A 22,214-nucleotide genomic window follows, 5' to 3' on the forward strand; every position below is an offset into this window, starting at 1 on the left:
ACCTGTTATGCCTCGAACCCGCCTCGGGACGCTGGCAAAAGCGGTCTTGCGTCCCGCCTTTTGTGCCACCGAAACGAGCGGACAATGACCAATACACCCCAGCAGAACGATCTGGCTAACGCCATCCGCTCCCTTTCGATGGATGCGGTGGAAAAAGCCAATTCCGGCCATCCCGGCCTGCCCATGGGCTGCGCGGATATTGCCACCGTGCTGTTCACCAAGATCATGAAGTTCGATCCCACCGATCACAAATGGCCTGATCGTGACCGTTTTGTGTTGTCGGCCGGTCACGGCTCCATGCTGCTCTACTCGGTGCTGTACCTGACCGGTTATCCGGACATGACCATCGAGGAAATCAAGAATTTCCGCCAGTTGGGCTCCAAGACCGCTGGCCACCCCGAATATCATTTCGCCCCAGGCATCGAGACCACCACCGGCCCGCTCGGCCAGGGCGTGGGCAATGCCGTCGGCATGGCCATCGCCGAGGCCAAGCTCGCTGCCGAGTTCGGCGGAAGCGTGATGAACCACTACACCTATGTGCTTGCTGGTGACGGTTGCCTGATGGAAGGCATCTCCCAGGAAGCCATTACCCTCGCCGGTCACCTCAAGCTCAACAAGCTGGTGTTGATCTGGGACAACAACGGCATCACCATTGACGGCAAGGTTTCCAACGCCGACTCCACCGACCAGCTGGCCCGCTTCCAGGCCTCGGGCTGGAACACGGTGGCCGTTGATGGCCACGATCAGGACGCCATAGAAGCGGCGCTGCGCGACGCGCGCAACAGCGACAAGCCCACCATGATCGCGGCCAAGACCACGATCGGCTTTGGCGCGCCCAGAAAGGCGGGCTCGGAAAAGGTGCACGGCTCCCCGCTGGGCGCCGAGGAACTGGCCGGTGCCAAGGCCGCGCTGGGCATTGACTACCCCGCATTCGAAATCCCCGCCGCCACCCTCGACGCCTGGCGCGCCGCCGGCGCTCGCGGTGCCCAGGCCCGCGCCGCCTGGGCCGAGCAGTTCGCGGCTCTGCCTGCTGACCAGCGCTCGGAGTTCGACCGCCGCTTCCGTGGCGATCTGCCCGAGGGCTATGCCAAGGTCGTCAGCGACTACAAGCGCAAGCTCACCGAAGAAAAACCCAAGGTTGCAACCCGCAAGTCGAGCCAGATGGCGCTCGAAGTCATCAACGGCGTCGTTCCCGAAACCCTGGGCGGCTCGGCCGATCTCACCGGCTCCAACCTCACCAACACCACCCAGACTCTGCCCTTCACCGACACCGACCGCCTCGGCCGCTACATGCGCTATGGCATTCGCGAGCACGGCATGGCGGCGGCCATGAACGGCATTGCGCTGCATGGGGGCCTCATCCCTTATGGGGGCACCTTCCTCGTCTTCAGCGATTACGCCCGTCCATCCATTCGCCTGTCGGCGCTGATGACCCAGCGCGTCATCTATGTGATGACCCACGACTCCATCGGCCTGGGTGAAGACGGCCCCACCCACCAGCCCATCGAGCATCTCGCCGCCCTGCGTGCCATTCCGAACCTCCTCGTCTTCCGTCCGGCCGATGCCGTGGAAGCGCTGGAATGCTGGCAGCTCGCGGTGGAAACCAAGGACGCGCCGTCGCTCCTGGCCCTGTCGCGTCAAAATCTGCCCACGGTGCGCACCGAGTTCACCGAGGAAAACCGCTCCGCCAAGGGCGCCTATACCCTCGCCGGCGATGCCGACGCGCAGGCCGTGATCTTCGCCACCGGCTCGGAAGTCGAAATAGCGCTGGCCGGCAAGAAGCTGCTCGACGAGCAGGGCATTTCCGCTCGCGTCGTGTCCGTGCCCTGCATGGAGCTCTTTGCCGCCCAGGATGAAGCCTACCAGAACGAGATCATCGGCTCGGCCAAAGCCCGCGTCGCGGTGGAAGCGGGCATCAGCCTCTCCTGGGGCACCTTGCTTGGTCCTAAGGGCAAGTTCATTGGCCTGCATGCCTTTGGCGCCTCGGGTCCGATCGACAAACTCTACGAATACTTCGGCATCACGCCGCAGGGTATTGTTGAAGCGGTAACCGCGCAGCTGTAAGAGAACCCACCTCCCTTTTCCCTTCCTCCTTAAGGAGTGCCTCCCATGGCAGTTCGCGTCGCCATCAATGGCTTTGGTCGTATTGGCCGCAACATCCTGCGCGCCATCATCGAGTCGGGCCGCACCGATATCGAAGTGGTCGCCATCAACGATCTGGGTCCGGTGGAAACCAATGCCCACCTCATCCGCTTCGACAGCGTACATGGCCGCTTTCCCGGCACCGTGACCGTGGCCGGCGACACCATCGATGTGGGCCGCGGCCCCATCAAGGTGACCGCGGTCAAGAACCCGGCCGAACTGCCCCACCGGGAGATGAACATCGACATCGTGCTCGAATGCACGGGCATCTTCACCTCCAAGGAAAAGGCTTCGGCCCACCTGCAGGCCGGCGCCAAGAAGGTTCTGGTGTCCGCCCCGGCCGAAGGCGCTGACCTGACCGTGGTTTACGGCATCAACCATCAGCAGCTGACCAAGGATCACGTGGTCGTTTCCAACGCCTCGTGCACCACCAACTGCCTCGCGCCGCTCGCCTATGTGCTGCACAAGGAATTTGGCATCGAAAAGGGGATGATGACCACCATTCACTCCTATACCGGTGACCAGCCGACCCTCGACACCATGCACAAGGATCTCTATCGCGGCCGCGCTGCGGCCTTGTCGCAGATCCCGACCTCGACCGGCGCGGCCAAGGCCATTGGCCTTGTCCTGCCCGAACTCAAGGGCAAGCTCGACGGCGTCTCCATCCGCGTGCCGACTCCCAATGTGTCTTGCGTGGACTTCAAGTTCATTTCCAAGCGCAACGTCACGGCCCAGGAAGTCAACGACGCGATCAAGCGCTATGCCGATGGCGAGCTCAAGAACGTGCTGGGCTATACCGACCAGCCCAATGTCTCGATCGACTTCAACCACGACCCCCACTCCTCCACCATGGCGCTCGAGCAGACCAAGGTGATGGACGGCAATTTCGTCTCGGTCCTGTCCTGGTACGACAATGAATGGGGCTTCTCGAACCGCATGTGCGACACCACCGTCGCCCTCGCCAAGACCCTCTAACCTTCCGCCCTTAGTCACTGATAGTTCAGTCGACACCCTCCCCCTAGCGGGGAGGGATCAAGGGGGGGGCGGCTAGCCCGAATATCTTCTGCTGGCTAGTATCGCCCGAGCGGCATGCAACAGGGGCTAGCGATGTTAAACAAGTCCATGCGCTGGCGCGGCCTCGACCCCGTCACCCTCGAGCACTGCCACATCATCCCCGCCAGCTCGGGCACCCGCATTCGCGGGACGGTCATCACCCCCGATTACGGCCTCTTCTACCGCCTCAAGCTCGATGAAGCCGGCCTCGTGCGCAGCATTCGCGTCGAACGCACCGATGGCGCGGTGCTGGAACTGTTCAGCAACGGCGCCGGCAGCTGGTCCGACGATCGCGCCGAACCCCTGCCCGCCCTCAACGGCTGCCTCGACATCGATCTCTGGCCCACCCCGCTGACCAATTCGCTCCCGATCTGGCGCAGCACCTGGATCGACAACCAGCCGCAGCGCTTTGCCATGGCCTGGATCGACGGCGACGACATGACCGTTCGGCGCGAAGAACAGCTCTACACCCGGCTCGATCCCACCCACTTCCGCTTTCAAAGCAACAATGGCAGCTTTGACCGCGTTCTCGAAGTCGATAGCAACGGCCTCGTGCTCAACTATCCCGGCCTGTTCGAACGGGCCGACTGAAGCCCCACACAAGGCGGCTTCCCCGTTTCCCCCGTCTCTGCTACGCCCCCAGCAACACAGATCCGGAGCCAGCATGACCGCCTCCTTCAAGACCCTTGATGACTTTGATCTCGCCGGCAAGCGCGTCCTGGTTCGCGCCGACCTCAACGTACCCGTTGCTGACGGCAAGGTCACCGATGCCACCCGCATCGAGCGCCTGGTACCCACCATTCGCCGCATCACTGAGGCCGGTGGCAAGGCCATCCTGCTCTCCCATTTCGGCCGCCCCAAGGGCGTGGTGAACCACGACTATTCGCTCGAACAGGTCGTCCCCGCCATTGTGGAAGCCGTGGGCGTACCCGTTGGCTTCATCCTCACCGATTGGAATGACGTCTCCAACGCCCAATGCGGCATCGACACCGGCCCCGACGGCGCGGTTTACGTGCTGGAAAACACCCGCTTCCACCCCGGCGAGGAAAAGAACGATCCCGAACTCGCCACCCGCATGGCCAGCCTCGGCGATCTTTATGTCAACGACGCCTTTTCGGCCGCCCACCGCGCCCACGCTTCCACCGAAGCTATCGCCCACCTGCTGCCCGCCGCGGCTGGCCTTGCCATGCAGGCCGAGCTCGAAGCCTTGGAAGCTGGACTCGGCAAGCCCAAAAAGCCGGTTATTGCCCTGGTTGGTGGCGCCAAGGTCTCCTCCAAAATCGACCTCCTCGAAAACCTCGTCACCCGCGTCGACACCCTGGTGATCGGCGGCGGCATGGCCAACACCTTCCTTTTTGCCCAAGGCCACGACGTCGGCAAATCGCTCTGCGAAAAGGACCTCGCCGACACCGCCCGCCGCATCCTCGACGCCGCCAAATCCGCCGGCTGCACCATCATCCTGCCCGTTGATGGCGTCGTCGCCACCGAGTTCAAGGCCAATGCCGCCAACCAAACCGTCGCCGCCGACGCGGTCCCGGCCGATGCCATGATCCTCGATGTCGGCCCCCGTTCGGTCGAGCAGATCAACGCTGCCATCGATGCCGCCCAGACCCTTGTGTGGAATGGCCCGCTTGGCGCCTTCGAGATGACGCCGTTCGACGCCGGCACGGTCGCGGTCGCCCAGCACGCCGCCGAGCGCACCCGCGCCAATGGCCTCGTTTCGGTTGCTGGCGGCGGCGACACTGTCGCGGCCCTCGCGCATGCCGGGGTCAAGGACAGCTTCACCTATGTTTCGACCGCCGGCGGCGCTTTCCTTGAATGGATGGAAGGCAAGCCCCTGCCCGGTGTCCAGGCACTCACCCGCTGAACCTGAGGAGGGGTCCATCAACTCGGACCCCTCCACCTTGGTTGCATAACCATTGGTCTAATCGACTTTCTAAGGCAGAAGTCTAACTTCCTCCTCAAAGAAACTGAGGGGACTGCCATGCCAATGTCGCTCAATGCCGTCGCGCAAAAATTGATGGAGCCGGGGAAAGGCATCCTTGCCGCCGACGAGTCCGAGCCCACCATCGCCAAGCGCTTTGCCAAGATCAACCTGCCCAACTCGCTCGATCTGCGCCGTGATTACCGCGAAATGCTCTTCCGCTCCGAAGAAGCCATGCGCAACTATATCTCGGGCGTGATCCTGACCGAGGAAACCCTCGAACAGCACGCTGCCGACGGCACCTCGTTCCGTGCCATCATGGCCGATGCCGATGTGATCCCCGGCATCAAGGTCGATCGCGGCGCCTTCCCCATGCCCGGCGACACCGGCGAAAAAATCACTGAAGGTCTCGATGGCCTGCGCCAGCGCCTCGAGCAGTACGCCCGCCTCGGCGCCGGCTTTGCCAAGTGGCGCGCTGTCATCACCATCAATGACATTGCCCCCACCCGCAACAATATCCGCGCCAATGCCCACGCGCTCGCCCGCTACGCCATTCTCTGCCAGGAAGCCGGTATCGTGCCGGTCGTCGAGCCCGAAGTCGTCGGCGATGGCGAGCCCGGCAACCATTCGCTGGAGCGAAACGCTCAGGTCACCGGGGATGTGCTCGAGAACGTCTTCAAAGAACTGCGCCTCGCTGGCGTTGACCTTGGCGGCATGCTACTCAAGCCAAATATGGTGCTCCCGGGCGTCAATTCGCGCGATCGGCCGACCGTGGATGATGTTGCCCGCCGCACCGTGGAAGTGCTGCGCGAGCATGTGCCAGCCGCCGTTCCCGGCATCGCCTTTCTTTCGGGCGGCCAAACCGACGAGGAAGCCACCTCCCACCTTTCGGCGATGAACAAGATCGGGGGCCTGCCCTGGCCGCTGACCTTCTCTTATGGCCGCGCGCTCCAAAACGTTGCCCTGCGCACCTGGGCCGGCCGCCGCGAGAACTTCCCCCAGGCTCAGGCCGCCTTTACCCATCGCGCCCGCATGAACTCGCTGGCCGCGCTGGGCCAGTGGACCCACGAACAGGATCGCATCGCCGCCTAGGCGCCTCATCCTCCTTTTCGGCCGGCGACAGCGCTTTCGAGCGCTGCCGCCGGCCTTTGCTTGCCGCCATTGCGCATGAGGCGCGTTTGCCCTTATGGGAGAGCGACCCTTTTGTCGCCCCAATGGCGCGCCACAACCCCGGTGCGTCCCCTCGTTCCGGAATCCCATGGCTCCTCAGCTTTTGCTTCTCACGCCCGCCGCTGCAACGCCCGAGTTGGCTCCAGCCGCACTGATGGGTGTGCTGAGCGCGGCGCCCGTTGCGGCGCTGCTTGTGCGTCGCGGCCAACGCAACGACGCCGATTATGCCACGCTGGCCAAGAACTTCATCAATATCGGCCAAGGCGCCGGCTGCGCCGTGCTGCTCGAGGATGACTGGGCCCTGGCCAAGCGCCTCGGTGCCGATGGCGTGCACATCACCGGCGACGAGGACGATGTTCGCGCCGCTCTGAAGGCCCTAAAGCCCGCCATGATCGTGGGGGCCGGCCCCGTATCCACCCGGCACGATGCCATGGTCCGGGGCGAACTCGATGTGGATTACCTCTGGTTCGGTGCCCTTGATGGCGAGCCCGACGCCGCCGCACCCGATCTGGCGCAATGGTGGGCCGAAACCTTCGAAATCCCTGCTGTGCTGCACGATCCCGCTGCGATCGAAGGCCATGCGGATGCCCATGGCGCCGAGTTCCTGGCCCTCGGCAACAGCATCTGGTCCGCCCCCTCTCCGGCTCAGGCACTGGCGCAATTCGCTCAAAGCTTAGGGGTGACCGCATGATCAGGGGCCTCCTGCTACTCGCCATAGCGCTCCTGCCCCTTTCGGCCGGCGCGCAGGAACTGCCGCCCCAGCCCAGGCCACGCCCCGCGCAGCCTTCGAGCGAAGCTCCAGCGACCAGCCAACCCACAACCCCGACCGAAGCGCCATTGCCTGGCGAGCCCGCGCCTGTGCCGGACGCCCCACCAGCCGACGAGCCGGCCGCGACCCCCGATATGCCGCCCGCCGGCGAACCCGGTGACAGCACCCAAGCGCCACCCGCGCCAGATGCCGCGCCGCCGGAAACCGAAACCGCTCCCGACGCAAACGCCGGTCCTCGCCTGCCGGTGGACGAAGCCTTTGGCGCCTTTCAGCGCGGCTACTTCCTCACCGCCCTCGAATACGCGCTGCCGCGCGCCGAAAAAGGCGATGCCGCGGCTCAAACCTTGATTGCCGAGATCTTCGCCAAGGGCTTGGGCGTCGCCCAGAACGAGCAGCGTGCGGCCGGTTGGTACCGGCTTGCCTCCAACAATGGCGACATCCTCGCGACCTTCGAACTCGCACTGCTTTATCAGGACGGTGTTGGCGTCGAGCGCGACCGCAAGCGTGCCGCCGAGCTTTTCGCCAAGGCGGCTGAAGGCGGCTATATTCCCGCCAAATACAACATGGCGCTGCTGCATGTGGAAGGCATCTACGCGACCCCCAGCCTTGTCACAGCGGCAACGCTGATGAAGGAAGCCGCCGACGCCGAATTGCCTGAAGCCCGGTATGACTACGGCTCCATGTTGATCGAAGGAGCGGGCAGCCCGCCCAATCCGGTCGAGGGTGCCCGCTATATCGCCCTTGCGGCCGAACAAGGCCTCGTCCCCGCCCAGATCGACTACGCCACCCTGCTTTATCTTGGCCAGGGCGTGGAAAAGAACGTCGAGGAAGCCGCGCGCTGGTATCGTACTGCCGCTGAAGCGGGCAATCCGGTGGCGCAGAACCGCTTTGCCAAGCTCTTGGCCGTTGGCGAGGGCATTGAGCTCAACCTTGAGGACGCGGCCATGTACCGCGCCCTCGCCCGACGCCAGGGCTTGAGCGATCCCTCCCTTGATCGTCTCCTGGTCTCGCTTTCACCCGAAGGGCTTGCTCGAGCCGAGGAGCGCGCCCGTTTTTGGCCGTCCACGCCCCCAGCTCCTGCTGAGCCTGCCGGTGCCGAGCCGGCGCCCGAAACGCCGCCACCAGCCGACGCGCCATCCTTGCCAGGCCCGCTGGACGAAGGCCAGGCCCCGGCCGCGGCGGCCCCCTCCTCGCCGCTGCCCGAACCGGACCCGGTTCCCGAGCTGGTCGCGCCTCCACCGCAAAGCCCTTGAACCGCGTCCCGTTCTAAGGCAAAAAGCTGCCCACGCCCGACCCTCCCGTTCTTTGGCCAATCGCATAACCTGCGCTCGGCCCAAGCCGACAATTGCGCACCGAAAGCATCTGTTTATGGCCAAGATCAATGGCAACGAAGTCCGCCCCGGTTTCGTCATCAACCACCAGGACCGCCTCTGGGTCGCCGTCAAGGTAGACCACGTCAAGCCCGGCAAGGGCGGCGCCTATGCCCAGGTAGAGCTCAAGGCCATCCTTGGCGGCACCAAGCTCAACGAGCGTTTCCGCTCCGCTGAAACCGTCGAACAGGTCGAACTGGAATTTCGCGATTTCACCTATCTCTATGAGCAGGGTGACAATCTGGTTTTCATGGATCAGGACAGTTTCGAGCAGGTTGAGCTGCCGCGCGAATTCGTCGGCGAGCGCGCAGCCTTCCTGCAGGACGGCATGAAGATCACGCTCGAAATGCACGAAGACACCCCCTTGGGCATCCGCTTCCCCGCCAATGTGGTGCTCGAAGTCACCGAGGCCGATCCGGTGCAAAAGGGCCAGACCGCGTCCAACCAGTTCAAGCCTGCTATCGTGTCCAATGGCCTGCGCGTCATGGTGCCGCCCTTTATTGCGGTGGGCGAACGCATCGTGGTGGATACCACCGAGGCCACCTATATGCGCCGGGCGGATTGATCCATGTCTCGTTCAGCTCTCCTCAATGTCATGGTTTCGGCCGCCATCAAGGCCGGCAAGTCGCTCACCAAGGATTTTGGCGAAGTCGAGTCGCTGCAGGTTTCCCGCAAGGGTCCCGCCGATTTCGTGTCCAAGGCCGATCTGCGCGCCGAACAGATCGTCTTTGATGAACTGCGCAAGGCCCGCCCGACCTATGCGTTCCTGATGGAAGAAGGCGGCGAAGTGGCCGGCACCGACGGCCAGCACCGCTGGATCGTCGATCCGCTCGATGGCACCACCAATTTCCTCCATTCCATTCCCCTCTTTGCCTGCGCCATCGCGCTTGAGCGGGGCGGCGAGATCGTTGCGTCGGTGATTTTCAATCCCGTGATGGACGAACTCTATACCGCCGAAAAGGGCGGCGGCGCCTGGCTCAATGATCGCCGGCGCCTGCGTGTAGCGTCGCGTCGCCATCTGGCCGATGCGGTGGTTTCCACCGGCATCAAGACCCAGGGTACGGCCAATGATGCGCTGCAGCTGCGCCAGGTGGCCGCCATCAATCCCGCCATCGCCGGGCTTCGCCGGTCGGGCTCCATCTCGGTGGATATGGCTTGGCTGGCTTCAGGGCGCTTCGATGCGCTGTGGGAAGCCGGTCTGGCACCGTGGGATGTGGCGCCTGGCCTGCTGATGGTCAAGGAAGCTGGCGGCTTTGTTTCCGATTATGCCGGCAGCACCGGCTCTGTTGCCAACGGCCAGATCGTGGCAGGCAACGAAGCGCTCCAGCCCGCTCTGCTCAAGCAGTTGCAGGCTATCCGGTAAGGCGCTCCAATCTAGAGCGCCTCGGCGACGAAATCCGGCACCACCGAATAGGTCAGCCCCGCCATGGGGCCGACAAACCGCACATCCAGCCCGTCGGGCAGGTACGCTACGGTCACCTGCCCTAGGCCCGCCAGCGTCGTGCGGATCAGGCGCGAGCCAAACCCCTTGACCGCCGGCTCAGCCACGGGCGGGCCGCCCTGTTCGCGCCAGGTCAGCTCGAGCTGTTCCCCGCTCGTGACTTCCCAGCTGACCCTCACATGGCCTGCCCCGGTCGATAGCGCGCCGTACTTGACAGCATTGGTCGCCAGTTCATGGAACACCAAGGCAAACGACAGCGCCGCCTGTGGCGATATCTCGAAGTCGGGCCCGTCCAGGGTGAAATGCGTGCCGTCCCCATCATGCACGCTGACCGACGCCACGACCAGCTGGCGGAACATCGCGCTATGAAAATCGGTGGTCAGCAACAGATCATGCGCGCGCGCCAAGGCCGCAAACCGCTCCACCAATCGATCCTTGACCGGCCCCATTTCAGGGAATGGCCGCATGGTCTGGGACACGATCGATTGCAGCACCGCGATAGTGTTCTTGACCCGGTGCGCCAGCTCGCGCGTCATCAGCCGCTGCCGCGCAGCACTTTGTTCGAGTTCGCGCAGATGATCGCGCGTCTGGAACTGCCGGCGCCGCCCGCCCAGTGCCCAGGCCACCGCGCTCAGCAGCGTCGCCGATCCCATCGGCTTTTCGAGCATCATCACATTGCTCAGCTCGGGCGGCAGCAGGGCATGCGCCGCATTGGGCGACAACTCGGCATTGCGCCGCCCGATGATGAAGATGAACGGATAGGACGACCAACTCGGCTGATCTTCCAGCGCCTTGACCAACACCGACCAATCGCGCCCGACCATGGCATCTTCGGTCAGCACCACCGCGCCCGTATCGTCGCCCAGCGCCTCGGCCAGCTCGTTGAGCGAATGAACCACATTGGTCTCGAACTTGCGGGTCGCAAGGATCGAGCACACGCTTTGGGCATCACGTCCGAGCGGGGCCAGGACGTGGACCACCTCACTCCGGTTGTGCATCGGTGCGGCTCTCGATCAGCCGGCCTTCGGCGCCGATATATTCGGGCGTGCCCGTCATCACCCCCTTGAAGTCCGTCAGGCGTTCCCCGATCCGCACGCCATGGGAATCCACCGCCAATTCACGAATGGAGTCTTCGTGATAGCCCCCGCGGTTCTTGATCACCGATACGGCCTTGCGCAACCGCCCTTCGGCTTCAAAGAACCGGAACAACAGCACCACATCGGCGAGATAGGAGATGTTGACCTGGCTGGTGCTCATCGTCCCCATCAACCCCGATTGAGGGTTGATCAGCAGCGTCAGCACGCCCTGCTGGCTGAGATAAGCGAGCAACTCGTGCAGCTGCAGCAGCAGCTGCTTTTCCTCGGGCATGGACACCAGATAACCGTTCATGCTGTCGATGATCAGCACCCTTACCTGGCGCTGTTCCACTTCCTGGCGCACGCGCCAGGCAAACTCACCCGGGGCAATTTCGGCCGGTTCGACCTGCTCGATCTTGAGCAGACCGCTTTGGATATATTTGCCGGGATCGAGCCCCATGCTCCTGGCCCGGGCCATCAGCGTGCCGATCCGCTCGTCGAACTGGTACATGGTGACCGCCTCGCCCCGCGCGCAGGCAGCCATCGCGTACTGGATCGAGACGGTGGATTTGCCCGCCCCCGCCGGGCCGGTCAGCAGCGTACAAGTGCCGCGCAAAGGCCCCCCGCCCAGCAAGGCGTCGAGCTCAGGCACCCCGCTTGGCACCGCGGTACCGGAAAATTCAGTATGGTGATGGGAGGCGATGAGGCGCGGATACACCTTCATGCCCCCGCGCTGGATGGTGACATCGTGAAAGCCGCCGATGAAGTCGATGCCGCGCATCTTTTGCACTTCGATCCGCCGCCGCGCCGCGCCAAACTCGAGCGTATTGCGCTCAAGCGTAATCACCCCATGCGCCAACGAATGCAGATGCGCGTCGCGCACGCCATTCCCGCCGGTAAGGTCATCGACCAGGATCACGGTGATGTTCTTGCCCGCAAAATACTGTTTCAGCGCCAGCACCTGCCGGCGGTAGCGCAGCGAATCCTGGCTCAGCAGCCGCAACTCCGACAGGCTGTCGAACACCACGCGCTTGGGCGACACTTCCTCGACCCGCTTGATCAGCAGCTCGACTGTCGCCGTCAGTTCCACTTCCCAGGGATGGATCAGCGTTTGCTCGCGCCCGCCGCCCAGCACATCGGCGGCCGAGGACAGCTCGAACAGGTCGATCTTGTCCAGCGTCCAACCGTGTGAATCCGCCACCGCTGCGATTTCCTCGCTGGTTTCGGACAAGGTGATGTAAAGGCATTTCTCGTTCTGGCGCACGCCCTCGAACAGGAACTGCAGGCCCATCGTGGTCTTGCCCGAACCCGGCGCCCCTTCCAGCAGATACAGCCGCCCAGGCGTCAGCCCACCCCGCAGAACGATATCAAGTCCAGCGGTGCCAGTCAGAATACGAGGGTCGGCCATTAGTGTTGTGTTCCACCGGGGATTTGATGTCGGCTGCAGCCATTGCGCCGATCTTCTTACTTATTCCCCTCAATTCCGTCGACGTGCTGCGCAAAATCAGCGGCAGTGAGGTGAACAAGGCACACAACCCTCTTGGCAGCCCCAAGGTTGCGCTCCTGCACGACCGGTATATTTGCTCAAAGCCCCTCCAGCCTTGCGACTCAAGGGCACTATCATGCGTTGACGCTACGCCAGGACGGGAGCGATCCACCATGAATGACTGGGCCCCCGACCTTTACATCGTCGCCATGACTGGCGCCGGGCTCCTGATCGCCCTTGTGGCCTGGTTGCCGCTAGCGCTCCGCCGCATGCCCTTGTCGCTGCCGGTCGTGTGCCTGGCGATTGGCGCCGCCCTTGTCGGCTTGCTGCGGCTGCCCATCGACACCTCGCCAATCGCCCACCCCTATATCACCGAGCGGCTTACCGAGTTCGTCGTGATCATCGCGCTGATGGGGGCCGGCCTCAAGATCGACCGCGTCTTTCGCTTCCGCGACTGGGCCATCACCTGGCGCCTGCTGCTGATCACCATGCCTCTCGGCATCCTCGCCATTGTTGGAGTCGGCACCGGCCTGCTGGGCCTACACTGGATCCCGGCCCTGCTGCTCGCGGCCGCGCTTGCGCCCACCGACCCGGTGCTGGCCGCCGATGTGCAGGTTGGCCCGCCCCACGAGGGCGGCGAGGACACCGTGCGCTTCGCGCTCACCTCCGAGGCCGGGCTCAACGATGGCTTTGCCTTCCCCTTCGTGCATCTGGCCATTGCGCTTAGCATCGCCACCGCCACCGGCGAGCCCTGGCTCGTCAACTGGCTGACCTACAATGTGCTCTGGGAGATCGTGGCGGGCCTTGGCTGCGGCTGGCTCGTTGGCCACATCTTTGGCTGGCTGACCTTCAAGGTCCCTGGCGAACCGCTGGCCAAGACGGGCGATGGCCTCATTGCCATTGCCGCGACCTTTGTGTCCTATGGCGTGTCCGAGCTCATCCATTGCTACGGCTTTTTTGCCGTCTTCGTCACCGCCCTGACCCTGCGTAACGCCCACCGCAATCACGATTTCCAGCGCGACATGCACGACATCACCGAGCAGATCGAGCGCATTTCCATGATGGTGCTGCTGCTTTGCTTTGGCGGCGCCATCATGGGCGGCCTGCTCTCGCGCATCGGCTGGATCGAGATCGGTGCCGCTGTCGTCATCCTGTTTGTCGTGCGACCGCTCACCGGTCTTATCGGGCTCATCGGCTACAAGGCCACGCGTGGCGAAAAGCTCACCATCGCCTTCTTCGGCATTCGTGGCGTCGGCTCGATCTATTACATGGCCTATGGGCTCAATCACGGCCAGTTTGCCGGCGGCGAGCAGCTCTGGGCCATTGTCTCCCTCGTGGTCTTGCTCTCGATCATCTTGCATGGCCTGACCGTCACGCCCGTCATGCGCACGCTCGACCGCTTCCACGGCCGCGATCCGGACGCCGAAACAGCCACCCCGCCGCCGGGCCTGCAGGGCCCCGCCGACACCACGGCCTGAACCAAGCCGCCCAGCCGGGTCCTCCGCGCGCAGAAAAGCCCGGCAAACCTGCTACACCGCCCCCATTGCAGCACTCGCAGGGTTGTCACACCCCTTGGCGCTCTTTACTGTCCACAGCAGATGATTTGTGGCGTGCACGGGTGAGGCGACGGAAACCGAGATGACGCAAGGATACGATCCCTACCATCTTTCCAGTCCCACCGTTTACCTGGTCAAGATCCTCATCTTCCTGGTGATCGTGGCGCTGGTCGGCGCCATTCTTTATTCCACCATCGTCGCATTCTTCTGGGCCAACCCGTTCATCAACTCGATGATCTTTTTCGCCCTGGCAGTCGGCATCTTCTTGTCCTTCCGGCAGGTAATCCGGCTGTTCCCCGAAGTGAAATGGGTCAACTCGCTGCAGGACGGCACGGTCACGACGGTGCGGCCGCCCATCCTGCTGGCCCCTGTTGCCGGCATTCTGCGCGAGCGCATCGGCGAGGCGATCATCACGCCCTCCTCCATGCGCTCCATCCTGGATTCAGTGGGCAACCGGCTCGATGAAGCCAAGGATACCTCGCGCTACCTTACGGGCCTCCTCGTCTTTCTGGGCCTGATGGGCACCTTTTATGGTCTGCTGGAAACCGTGACCTCGGTGGCGGGCGTCATCAATGCGCTTGATGTCACCTCAGGCGACAGCGCGTCCCTGTTCGGCAATCTCAAGGAAGGCCTGTCGGCCCCACTATCGGGCATGGGTACGGCGTTTTCCTCGTCCCTCTTTGGCCTTGCCGGCTCGCTCGTCCTGGGATTCCTGGATCTGCAGACCAGCCAGGCGCAGAATGCCTTTTATACCGATCTCGAGGACTGGATGACCTCGATGACCGAGCTTGATCATCCCGTCACGGCCATGCAGGCCAATGCGGGGGTTGGCGGCGCGGAGGTCCAGGCCATGATCGATCGGCTCGGCACCTCCATGCAAAGCCAAAACTCCTCGCAGAACGCCATTCGCGCCATGGCCGAACTCGCCCGCGGCATCGATAGCCTCGTCAAGCACATCCGCACCGAACAGGATGACCTGCGCCGCCACATCAACGAGCAGGGTGAAACCAACAAGAAGCTGCGCGAACTGATCGAAGCCGTCCTGTCGCAGGGCGACACCGAACGGCGGAACTAGCCAATGCCGGGAGCCCGCTCGCGCCGCCGGCAGGAAGCCAATTACTGGCCCGGCTTTGTGGACGCCCTGTCGAGCCTGTTGCTCGTCATCATTTTCATGCTGTCGCTGTTCATGCTGACTCAGTTCTTCCTGGGCACCGAACTGCAGGGCCGCGACACCGCGCTCGCCCGCCTCAACAGCCAGATTGCCGAGCTCACCGATCTGCTGCAGTTGGAACGCGCCAACTCCGAGGATCTTGACGCCCAGATCGCCAATCTCACCGCCACTCTTTCGGGTGCCGAGGCCGAAAACCAGCAGCTTTCCGGCCAGCTGGCCGGCATCGGTAGCGGGATTGCCGGGCGCGACCAGACCATAGCCGGACTGCAGACCGAATTGAGCGAGGCGCAGGAGCTATCCGACGAAGCCAACGCCCAGGTTGCCTTGCTGAACCAGCAACTCGCGGCCTTGCGCACCCAGATCGGCGCGCTCGAAACCGCGCTCGAGGCGTCGGAAACTCGCGACACCGAATCGCGCACCCAGATCGCCGATCTTGGCCGGCGCCTTAACGTTGCGCTGGCGCAACGCGTTCAGGACCTGGCGCGCTACCGATCCGATTTCTTTGGCCGCCTGCGTGAAATTCTTGAAGGTCGCGCCGATGTGCGCGTGGTCGGCGACCGCTTCGTGTTCCAGTCTGAAGTGCTGTTTGATCCCGGTCAGGCCAATGTCCAAGCCGAAGGCACGCCCGACCTGGACGCCCTTGCCGATGCCATCCTGCAGCTCGAAACGGAAATCCCGCCCGACATCAACTGGGTGCTGCGCATCGATGGGCACACCGACCGGCGCCCGATCTCGAACCTGCAATTCCCCTCCAACTGGGAGCTCTCGGCGTCGCGCGCCATTTCTGTGGCCAAGTATCTCGTCACCCGCGGCGTCTCGCCCAATCGGCTTGTTGCCGCCGGCTTTGGCGAATTCACCCCGCTCGATCCCGGCGACACAGAAGAAGCCTATCGTCGCAACCGCCGCATCGAGTTCAAGCTCACCGAAGGCTAACCGGCGCAAACCGCAGGTTTGTCGCCCCGGCGCACCCGCTGGGTGTCGCGCTCAGCAAGCCCAGCGCACGCGCAGCCTGTCGCACCCAGCGCACGCGCAGCCTGTCGCACCCAGCGCAGGCGCAGCCTGTCGGGCCGAACACGCGCCCAACGCCCCTCACCCATAAGCTTGGAACGCCACGCCCATTTCGTTGTCGTTGCGCCACACCACCTTGCACACTTCAAGACGGTGCCCCGGCATCAGCAGGTAGAAAATTTCAGGTAAGGCTTGGGCCGCCTGGACGGCAATCTTGGCGCCCATGGTCGAGATATTGTGGACGTCGCCGTCCTCGCGGGCCACCCCGCCACCGTGAACAATGGTGACAGCCAGCCTGGTTTCCGTGCGCGGCACGGCACGGCGATCATTCTGTGACGCCATAGGATCAATCTTCTCGACGTGGAACCGCCATACTAGATAGGAACCAGCAAACACCGGGTGCAACGGATGGGTCAAATGCAATCAAAAGGCGCATAAAGCTGGTCCGAGGCAGACGGCCCGTCGCACCTCAGTCCACGCGGAACTGCAGCTTGGCCAGCTCGGCATAACGGCCGCCCTTGAGGACCAGCTCGTCATGAGTGCCCTGATCGATGATGCGTCCGCTATCGAGCACGAGGATCGTGTCGGCATCCCGAATGGTCGCCAGTCGGTGGGCAATCACGAGGGTGGTGCGCCCGCGCATCAGGTATTCCAGCGCCTGCTGCACCAATTGCTCGCTTTGTGCGTCGAGCGCGCTCGTGGCCTCGTCGAGCAGCAGGATGGGCGCATTCTTGAGGATCGCCCGGGCAATGGCGAGCCGCTGCTTCTGCCCGCCCGAAAGCATCACACCCCGTTCGCCCACCACCGCATTATAGCCAAGCGGCAGATCGAGCACGAAATCGTGCACTAGCGCTGCCCGGGCAGCGGCCTCGACTTCCGCCATGCTGGCTTCTGGTTTACCGAAGCGGATATTGTCCGCCACGGTGCCGGCAAAGATGGTGGGCTCCTGCTCCACATAGGCAAAATGCTGGCGCAGATCATAAACGGCGACGTCGCGCACATCGATGCCGTCCACGAGGATGGCGCCGCCCGTCACATCATAAAACCGCTGCAACAGCGACAGGATGGTCGACTTGCCCGAACCGGACGAGCCAACCAGGGCCACCGTTTCGCCCGCGTCGACCTTGAAGCTAAGGTCATGCAGCACGGGCTCGCCACCTTCGGGGTCATAGGAAAACGCCACATTGCGGAACTCCACCGTCCCGAGCGGCGGCTGCGGCAGTTTGGCCGGATTGGCCTTCTCGCGGACCTCCGATTTGGTGGAGAGAATTTCAGTTAACCGCTCGGTTGCACCGGCAACCGTTTGCAGCGTGCCCAGCACTTCCGAAACATTGGTCAAAGCCCCCGACGCCATCAGCGCATAAACCAGGAACTGCGCCAACTGCCCGGCCGTGACCGTACCCTCGAACACCGAGCGGGCACCCCACCAGACCAGGAACACGATGGCCGAGGTGCCCAGAAAGATCACCATGCCCACCAGCACCGAGCGCGCCGTCAGGCGGGCGACTTCAGCGGCAAAGCTTTCCTCGCTGCGCGCATCATAGGCCCGCGCCTGCACCCCTTCCTGGGTGAAGGATTTGACCGTTCTCGTCGCGCCCAGCATCTCGGTCGCCATGGCCGAAAGATCGGCCAACCGGTCCTGGGTCGAGCGCGACATGCGCCGCAAGCGCCGTGAATAAGCGATCACCGGGAGCAGGATTGCTGGCGCCGCCACCACCACCCCCAGCGTCAGCATAGGGCTGGTCAGCAGCATCATCGCCACCGCGCCCACAATGGTCACGATTGAACGCAGGGCCAGCGAAAAGCTTGAGCCGATCGCGCCGCGGATCGTCGCCACATCGCCATTGAGGCGGCTGGTCAGCTCACCAACCCGGTGGGTATCGAAATAGCGGGCATCAAGGCTGAGCAAATGCCGGAACGAAGCCTGCCGCAGATCGGCCAGCACCCGCTCGCCCAACACGGATATGAAGTAAAACCGCGCCCCGCTCGCGATCGCCATAACGGCGGCAATCGCGATGATCAGCCAGCTATAGCGCCCCACATTGGCAAGGTTCTGCTCCAGAAAGCCCTCATCGATCGCCCCGCCCAGCGCCGCCGGAATCGCCAGCGAGGAGATCGCCGAAATCAACAGGAACAGCACGGTCAGCGCCAGCCGGGTTGGATAGCGCAGCACAAAAGGCAGCAATTGCCGCAAGGGGTTCAGTTGCTTTGGCTTGAGCACGGAAGGCGTGGCCTGGGTTGGCGCTTTTGCCGGAACGGCTTGATCTGTCATCGCTCGGCTTCAGCCACTTCTTTTGGCGGCGCCTCCGACGGTGGCGCGGCGGGCCTTACATATGCACTGGGCCACGCGCTCGCAACGGCTTTGTGCTTGGACAAAAAGCCCCGCCCCTGCCCTTGCGGATTGCCCCGGCTTTGGCTATGAAGCCGCCAACACCAGTTCAATGCTCTCCGGGCGCCACGGCGCCCGTTTGATTTGAGGCACCGCGATGAAGTCCGAAATCCACCCCGACTACCACACCATCAACGTGGTGATGACCGACGGCACCACCTACCAGACCCGTTCGACCTACGGCAAGGAAGGCGACACGCTGCAGCTCGACATCGATCCCAACACCCACCCGGCCTGGACCGGCGGCACGGGCCAGCTGCTCGACCGCGGCGGCCGTGTTTCGCGCTTCAAGGAGCGCTTCAAGGGTTTCGGCATCTAAGCCACTCCCCTTATCAAGTGATTCGCCCGGCCTTTGCGCCGGGCTTTTCGTTTCTGCGCCCGGCAGCGGAACACCACCATGCGCCTTTCGCTCTTTGCCCTGGCCTCTTTGTTTGAGATCGGCGGCTGCTATCTGGTGTGGCAGGCCTGGCGCCATGGGCAAGCCTGGCTCTGGCTCCCCGCCATCCTGGCACTCGCCAGCTTTGCCTGGCTGCTGGCCCTTGCCGGCACCGACAGCGCTGGCCGCGCCTTTGCCATCTATGGCGGGGTCTATATCGCCGCCTCGCTGGTCTTCATGGCTTCGGTAGAACAAATCCGCCCCGATCGCTGGGACCTGCTGGGCGCTGCAATCTGCCTGCTGGGCGCGGCCGTGATCCTCTGGGCGCCGCGTGCCTGAGCGTCAGGGCCGCCCGAACGCTGCCTTGAGGCGCGACAACTGGTCGGCAATGTCATTGGCCACGCTGCCATCGAGCTGCGGCATCCGCCCGCGCTCCATCTGGTCAAACTGCATCACCCGGTCAAACAGCCGGTCGCCCTTGTCGATATAAAGCCGCAGGGCTTCGGGCAGCAGCTCATAGCCCGGCCCCCCGCGCTGCGACGGTGTCGCCGAAAACTTGACCTTCTCCTTTTCGGAGCGGGCATTTTCCTTGCTGATCTCGCCTTCATTTACGGCGCGCTGCAGCAAGAGCCACGATGCCAGCTGCATCAGCCGGGTCGTCAGCCGCATGGATTCGGTGGCGTATAAAAACGAGGCCTCGCGCCCCAGCAACTGGCTTTCCGCCCGCCCATGCCCGTCGAGATAGCCCGCGACCTCTTCGATCAGCGCCATGCCCTCGCGATACAGCAGGTCGAAACCGCCCGAAGCCACAATGCGCGGACCAATCGATATTGCCTGCCCGGATTCGCCAGCCTCAGCCATCTCGTTCCTCGCTCTCGCACTGCGTCATGATAGGACGAAACACCCTGCCCGTCACGCTTGCCGCTGCGCGAGCATGAAAGCAGCCTTAATGGGCCAAATGGTGGCCGCCAAAAAGAAAAAGAGCCGCGAAGGGCGGCTCTCGAAGTTTACAGGGAGGGGTCAAACAGAGGAAGAAATCTCTGATCCAAAAACCATCTGGATAACAACACCCTAACCCGTCCGGATTAATTGCCCGTTAATGGCGCAAGATTTTTTAACCCTGCTCCTTTGCAGGTTCTTAGAGCTTGAAGGCCGCCTCCGCTGCCTTGCGGGTTGCCCCGCGTGCGGCGATGGCCGCCCTTAGCCGCTCGATTTCAGCCTCCAGCAAAACGATGCGCCCCTCGAGCTCCGTCACTGAAAGAGCGTCCAGCACGCTGCCGATCTCGTGGCTCTTGGGCTTGCCGCTTACCTCGTCTTCCATCTTGCCGTCCTTTCCTGTCGCCGGGGCAGCTTAACCGCTCCCCCTTGCCGGGCAAGGCCACATGGGCCAGCATGGCCCCATGACCATTCCAGCTACCATGACCGCCATCGCTATCACCGAGCCGGGCGGCCCCGAAATGCTTGCGCCCATCCAAATGCCACTGCCTGCCTGTGGCAACGGCGACGTGCTGATCCGGGTTGCTGCGGCCGGCGTCAACGGGCCCGACCTCGCCCAGCGCCGTGGAGTTTATGATCCACCCCCCGGCGCGTCGCCCCTGCTCGGCCTCGAAGTGGCCGGGGAAATCGCGGCCCTTGGCGCCGACGTGTCGGGCTGGCAGGTCGGTGACCGCGTCATGGCCCTGACCAATGGCGGCGGTTACGCCCAATATGTCGCGGTCCCCGCCGGCCAGGTCTTGCCCGTTCCAAATGGTTGGAGCCTGCCCGAGGCGGCAGCCCTGCCCGAAACCTGGTTCACCGTCACCCAGACCCTCGTCATGCGTTCGGGGCTCGAAGCGGGCATGAGCGTTCTGGTGCATGGCGCTGCCGGTGGCATTGGCGGCGCCGCCGTCGCCATCTCCGCCATTCTTGGCGCTCGCCCCATCGGTGTCGTGTCCTCGCCGGAAAAGGCGGCCTATGCCGAAAAATTGGGGGCCGTAGCCACCATTGACCGCATGCGCGACGATATCGCTGAACGCGCGCTGGCGCTCACTGAGGGGCGCGGGGTTGATCGGGTGGTTGATCTCCTGGGCGGCGCCATGGCGGCCGTCAGCATTGCCGCCAGCGCTCGTGGAGGCCACATCGTCCAGATCGCAACCCTTGCTGGCAGCAGCGCCAAGATTTCCTTGGGCACGCTCATGGCCAAGCAACTGACCATCTCTGGCTCCACCCTGCGCCCGCAAAGCGCGGCCACCAAGGCGGCCATTGCCGCCCGGATCCGCGCCGATCTGCTGCCCGCGCTTGAGCGTCCCGGCTTCGTCCGTCCGGCGCTGACCACCTTTCGGCTTGAGGAGGCGGCCGAGGCGCATCAGGCCATGGAACAGCGCGCCCATGCCGGTAAAATCGTGCTGCTCACGGCCTTTGGCGCTGGGGAAGCGCAGTTATAACCATTGCGGATCGGGCGTTAACGCCATATATTGGCACCATTCCCCCTCAGCATGAAGCAAAGAGGCGGAGCGGCCCGGAGGAATACCGGCCGCGCCACCAGGAGTGATTTGACGATGACCCAACCCTTGTTGATGCCCAAGGCAACAGCTGTCTGGCTCGTCGACAACACGGCGTTGTCCTTCGAGCAGATCGCAGCTTTCTGCACGCTTCATCCGCTCGAAGTGCAGGGCATCGCCGATGGCGACGTCGCCGGCGGCATCATGGGCGTGAACCCCATTCAGAATGGCCAGCTGACCCGCGAGGAGATCGAAAAGGCCGAGGCTGATCCCAATTACCGCCTCAAGCTCTCCGATCCCAAGGTCCGTGTTGCCGCTGCCAAGCGCAAGGGCCCGCGCTATACCCCCATTTCGCGTCGCAACGAGCGGCCCAATGCCATCAAGTGGCTGGTGCGCAATCATCCCGAGCTCAAGGACGCCCAGATCATGCGTCTGGTCGGCACCACCAAGTCGACCATCGATTCGGTGCGCGAATCCACCCACTGGAATTCGGCCAACCTGACCCCGATGGATCCGGTGACGCTGGGCCTGTGCAGCCAGATCGATCTCGATCTCGAAGTTGGCCGCGCATCCAAGGGCGTTGTGGGCTCCGAAGTTGCCGAGGAAGGCACCATGCTGATGACGGCCGAGGAAGCGCTCGCGCGTTCCGGTGCGCGCGGTCATTCCGATGCCGAAGGCTACAATGACGAGGAAAGCACGCGTCGCTCTTCTGACCAGCACAACGAGTTCGATGCCGACTCTGTGTTCTCCAAGCTCAAGTCCCTCAAGAGCAACAGCGACAACTAATCCTCTAGCCCCGAACA

General features: G+C 63.6%; 22 protein-coding genes. 16 read left to right on the top strand and 6 right to left on the bottom strand.

Annotated elements, in window-relative coordinates; all coding sequences use genetic code 11:
- Positions 1 to 84 precede the first annotated feature (84 nt).
- From tkt to ELX51_RS13295, 9 genes are all read left to right on the top strand, one after another.
- Complete coding sequence (gene tkt, locus ELX51_RS13255) at positions 85 to 2,064, top strand: transketolase (protein WP_127753967.1); 1,980 nt, start codon at positions 85 to 87, stop codon at positions 2,062 to 2,064.
- Positions 2,065 to 2,109: 45 nt separating this feature from the next.
- Positions 2,110 to 3,117, top strand: coding sequence for a type I glyceraldehyde-3-phosphate dehydrogenase (gene gap, locus ELX51_RS13260; RefSeq protein WP_127753968.1), 1,008 nt, complete (start codon positions 2,110 to 2,112; stop codon positions 3,115 to 3,117).
- Between the two features lie 132 nt (positions 3,118 to 3,249).
- Positions 3,250 to 3,786, top strand: coding sequence for a putative glycolipid-binding domain-containing protein (locus tag ELX51_RS13265; RefSeq protein WP_164854865.1), 537 nt, complete (start codon positions 3,250 to 3,252; stop codon positions 3,784 to 3,786).
- Between the two features lie 73 nt (positions 3,787 to 3,859).
- Positions 3,860 to 5,062 (top strand): phosphoglycerate kinase, encoded by a 1,203-nt coding sequence (locus ELX51_RS13270; RefSeq protein WP_127753970.1) that lies wholly within the window; start codon positions 3,860 to 3,862, stop codon positions 5,060 to 5,062.
- A 123-nt stretch (positions 5,063 to 5,185) separates the two neighbouring features.
- Positions 5,186 to 6,211: a class I fructose-bisphosphate aldolase gene (locus ELX51_RS13275; RefSeq protein WP_127755286.1), complete on the top strand. Its 1,026-nt coding sequence runs from the start codon at positions 5,186 to 5,188 to the stop codon at positions 6,209 to 6,211.
- A gap of 166 nt (positions 6,212 to 6,377) precedes the next feature.
- Complete coding sequence (locus ELX51_RS13280) at positions 6,378 to 6,980, top strand: thiamine phosphate synthase (RefSeq protein ID WP_164854866.1); 603 nt, start codon at positions 6,378 to 6,380, stop codon at positions 6,978 to 6,980.
- Entirely contained in the window at positions 6,977 to 8,311 is a 1,335-nt protein-coding gene (locus tag ELX51_RS13285; RefSeq protein WP_164854867.1) for a tetratricopeptide repeat protein, read from the top strand. The genes ELX51_RS13280 and ELX51_RS13285 overlap by 4 nt, the downstream gene beginning before the upstream one ends.
- A 115-nt stretch (positions 8,312 to 8,426) precedes the next feature.
- Positions 8,427 to 8,993, top strand: coding sequence for an elongation factor P (gene efp, locus ELX51_RS13290; protein ID WP_127753973.1), 567 nt, complete (start codon positions 8,427 to 8,429; stop codon positions 8,991 to 8,993).
- Positions 8,994 to 8,996: 3 nt separating this feature from the next.
- Positions 8,997 to 9,791, top strand: a complete 795-nt coding sequence (locus tag ELX51_RS13295) for an inositol monophosphatase family protein (RefSeq protein WP_127753974.1) — start codon at positions 8,997 to 8,999, stop codon at positions 9,789 to 9,791.
- An 11-nt stretch (positions 9,792 to 9,802) separates the two neighbouring features.
- Here ELX51_RS13295 and ELX51_RS13300 read toward each other — a convergent pair whose 3' ends face one another.
- Together ELX51_RS13300 and ELX51_RS13305 are read right to left on the bottom strand one after the other, a co-directional pair.
- Entirely contained in the window at positions 9,803 to 10,867 is a 1,065-nt protein-coding gene (locus tag ELX51_RS13300; RefSeq protein WP_127753975.1) for a sensor histidine kinase, read from the bottom strand.
- The gene (locus ELX51_RS13305) at positions 10,851 to 12,353 is read right to left on the bottom strand and encodes an ATPase domain-containing protein (RefSeq protein ID WP_127753976.1); all 1,503 of its coding nucleotides are present in this window, start codon (positions 12,351 to 12,353) and stop codon (positions 10,851 to 10,853) included. Before ELX51_RS13305 ends, ELX51_RS13300 begins: the two co-directional genes overlap by 17 nt.
- 251 nt (positions 12,354 to 12,604) lie before the next feature.
- Between ELX51_RS13305 and ELX51_RS13310 the strand changes: the two genes are divergently transcribed.
- From ELX51_RS13310 to ELX51_RS13320, 3 genes are all read left to right on the top strand, one after another.
- Positions 12,605 to 13,909, top strand: coding sequence for a cation:proton antiporter (locus tag ELX51_RS13310; RefSeq protein ID WP_127753977.1), 1,305 nt, complete (start codon positions 12,605 to 12,607; stop codon positions 13,907 to 13,909).
- A 160-nt stretch (positions 13,910 to 14,069) separates the two neighbouring features.
- Positions 14,070 to 15,062, top strand: coding sequence for a flagellar motor protein MotA (locus ELX51_RS13315; RefSeq protein ID WP_127753978.1), 993 nt, complete (start codon positions 14,070 to 14,072; stop codon positions 15,060 to 15,062).
- A 3-nt stretch (positions 15,063 to 15,065) separates the two neighbouring features.
- Positions 15,066 to 16,091 (top strand): peptidoglycan -binding protein, encoded by a 1,026-nt coding sequence (locus ELX51_RS13320; protein ID WP_127753979.1) that lies wholly within the window; start codon positions 15,066 to 15,068, stop codon positions 16,089 to 16,091.
- Positions 16,092 to 16,247: 156 nt separating this feature from the next.
- On the opposite strand, the gene ELX51_RS13325 is transcribed toward ELX51_RS13320, so the two are convergent.
- Together ELX51_RS13325 and ELX51_RS13330 are read right to left on the bottom strand one after the other, a co-directional pair.
- Positions 16,248 to 16,508: a PilZ domain-containing protein gene (locus ELX51_RS13325; protein ID WP_127753980.1), complete on the bottom strand. Its 261-nt coding sequence runs from the start codon at positions 16,506 to 16,508 to the stop codon at positions 16,248 to 16,250.
- Between the two features lie 127 nt (positions 16,509 to 16,635).
- Entirely contained in the window at positions 16,636 to 18,438 is a 1,803-nt protein-coding gene (locus tag ELX51_RS13330; protein WP_127753981.1) for an ABC transporter transmembrane domain-containing protein, read from the bottom strand.
- A gap of 214 nt (positions 18,439 to 18,652) precedes the next feature.
- Between ELX51_RS13330 and rpmE the strand changes: the two genes are divergently transcribed.
- A complete protein-coding gene (rpmE, locus tag ELX51_RS13335) occupies positions 18,653 to 18,874 on the top strand; it encodes a 50S ribosomal protein L31 (RefSeq protein ID WP_127753982.1) in 222 nt (73 codons plus the stop codon).
- A 78-nt stretch (positions 18,875 to 18,952) separates the two neighbouring features.
- Positions 18,953 to 19,270 carry a YnfA family protein gene (locus ELX51_RS13340; protein ID WP_127753983.1) on the top strand — a complete coding sequence of 106 codons (318 nt, stop codon included), beginning with the start codon at positions 18,953 to 18,955 and terminating at the stop codon, positions 19,268 to 19,270.
- Positions 19,271 to 19,273: 3 nt separating this feature from the next.
- On the opposite strand, the gene ELX51_RS13345 is transcribed toward ELX51_RS13340, so the two are convergent.
- Positions 19,274 to 19,792 carry a DUF1465 family protein gene (locus ELX51_RS13345; RefSeq protein ID WP_127753984.1) on the bottom strand — a complete coding sequence of 173 codons (519 nt, stop codon included), beginning with the start codon at positions 19,790 to 19,792 and terminating at the stop codon, positions 19,274 to 19,276.
- Positions 19,793 to 20,069: 277 nt separating this feature from the next.
- Positions 20,070 to 20,252, bottom strand: coding sequence for a DUF1192 domain-containing protein (locus tag ELX51_RS13350; protein ID WP_127753985.1), 183 nt, complete (start codon positions 20,250 to 20,252; stop codon positions 20,070 to 20,072).
- 79 nt (positions 20,253 to 20,331) lie between these two features.
- Between ELX51_RS13350 and ELX51_RS13355 the strand changes: the two genes are divergently transcribed.
- Both ELX51_RS13355 and ELX51_RS13360 read left to right on the top strand, forming a co-directional pair.
- Positions 20,332 to 21,354: an NAD(P)H-quinone oxidoreductase gene (locus ELX51_RS13355; RefSeq protein ID WP_127753986.1), complete on the top strand. Its 1,023-nt coding sequence runs from the start codon at positions 20,332 to 20,334 to the stop codon at positions 21,352 to 21,354.
- Positions 21,355 to 21,468: 114 nt separating this feature from the next.
- On the top strand, positions 21,469 to 22,197 hold the full coding sequence (locus tag ELX51_RS13360) for a cell cycle transcriptional regulator TrcR (protein WP_127753987.1): 729 nt from the start codon (positions 21,469 to 21,471) through the stop codon (positions 22,195 to 22,197).
- The last annotated feature ends 17 nt before the right edge of the window (positions 22,198 to 22,214 follow it).

Origin of the sequence: Devosia sp. 1566 (assembly GCF_004005995.1) — a bacterium.
GTDB lineage: Bacteria > Pseudomonadota > Alphaproteobacteria > Rhizobiales > Devosiaceae > Devosia.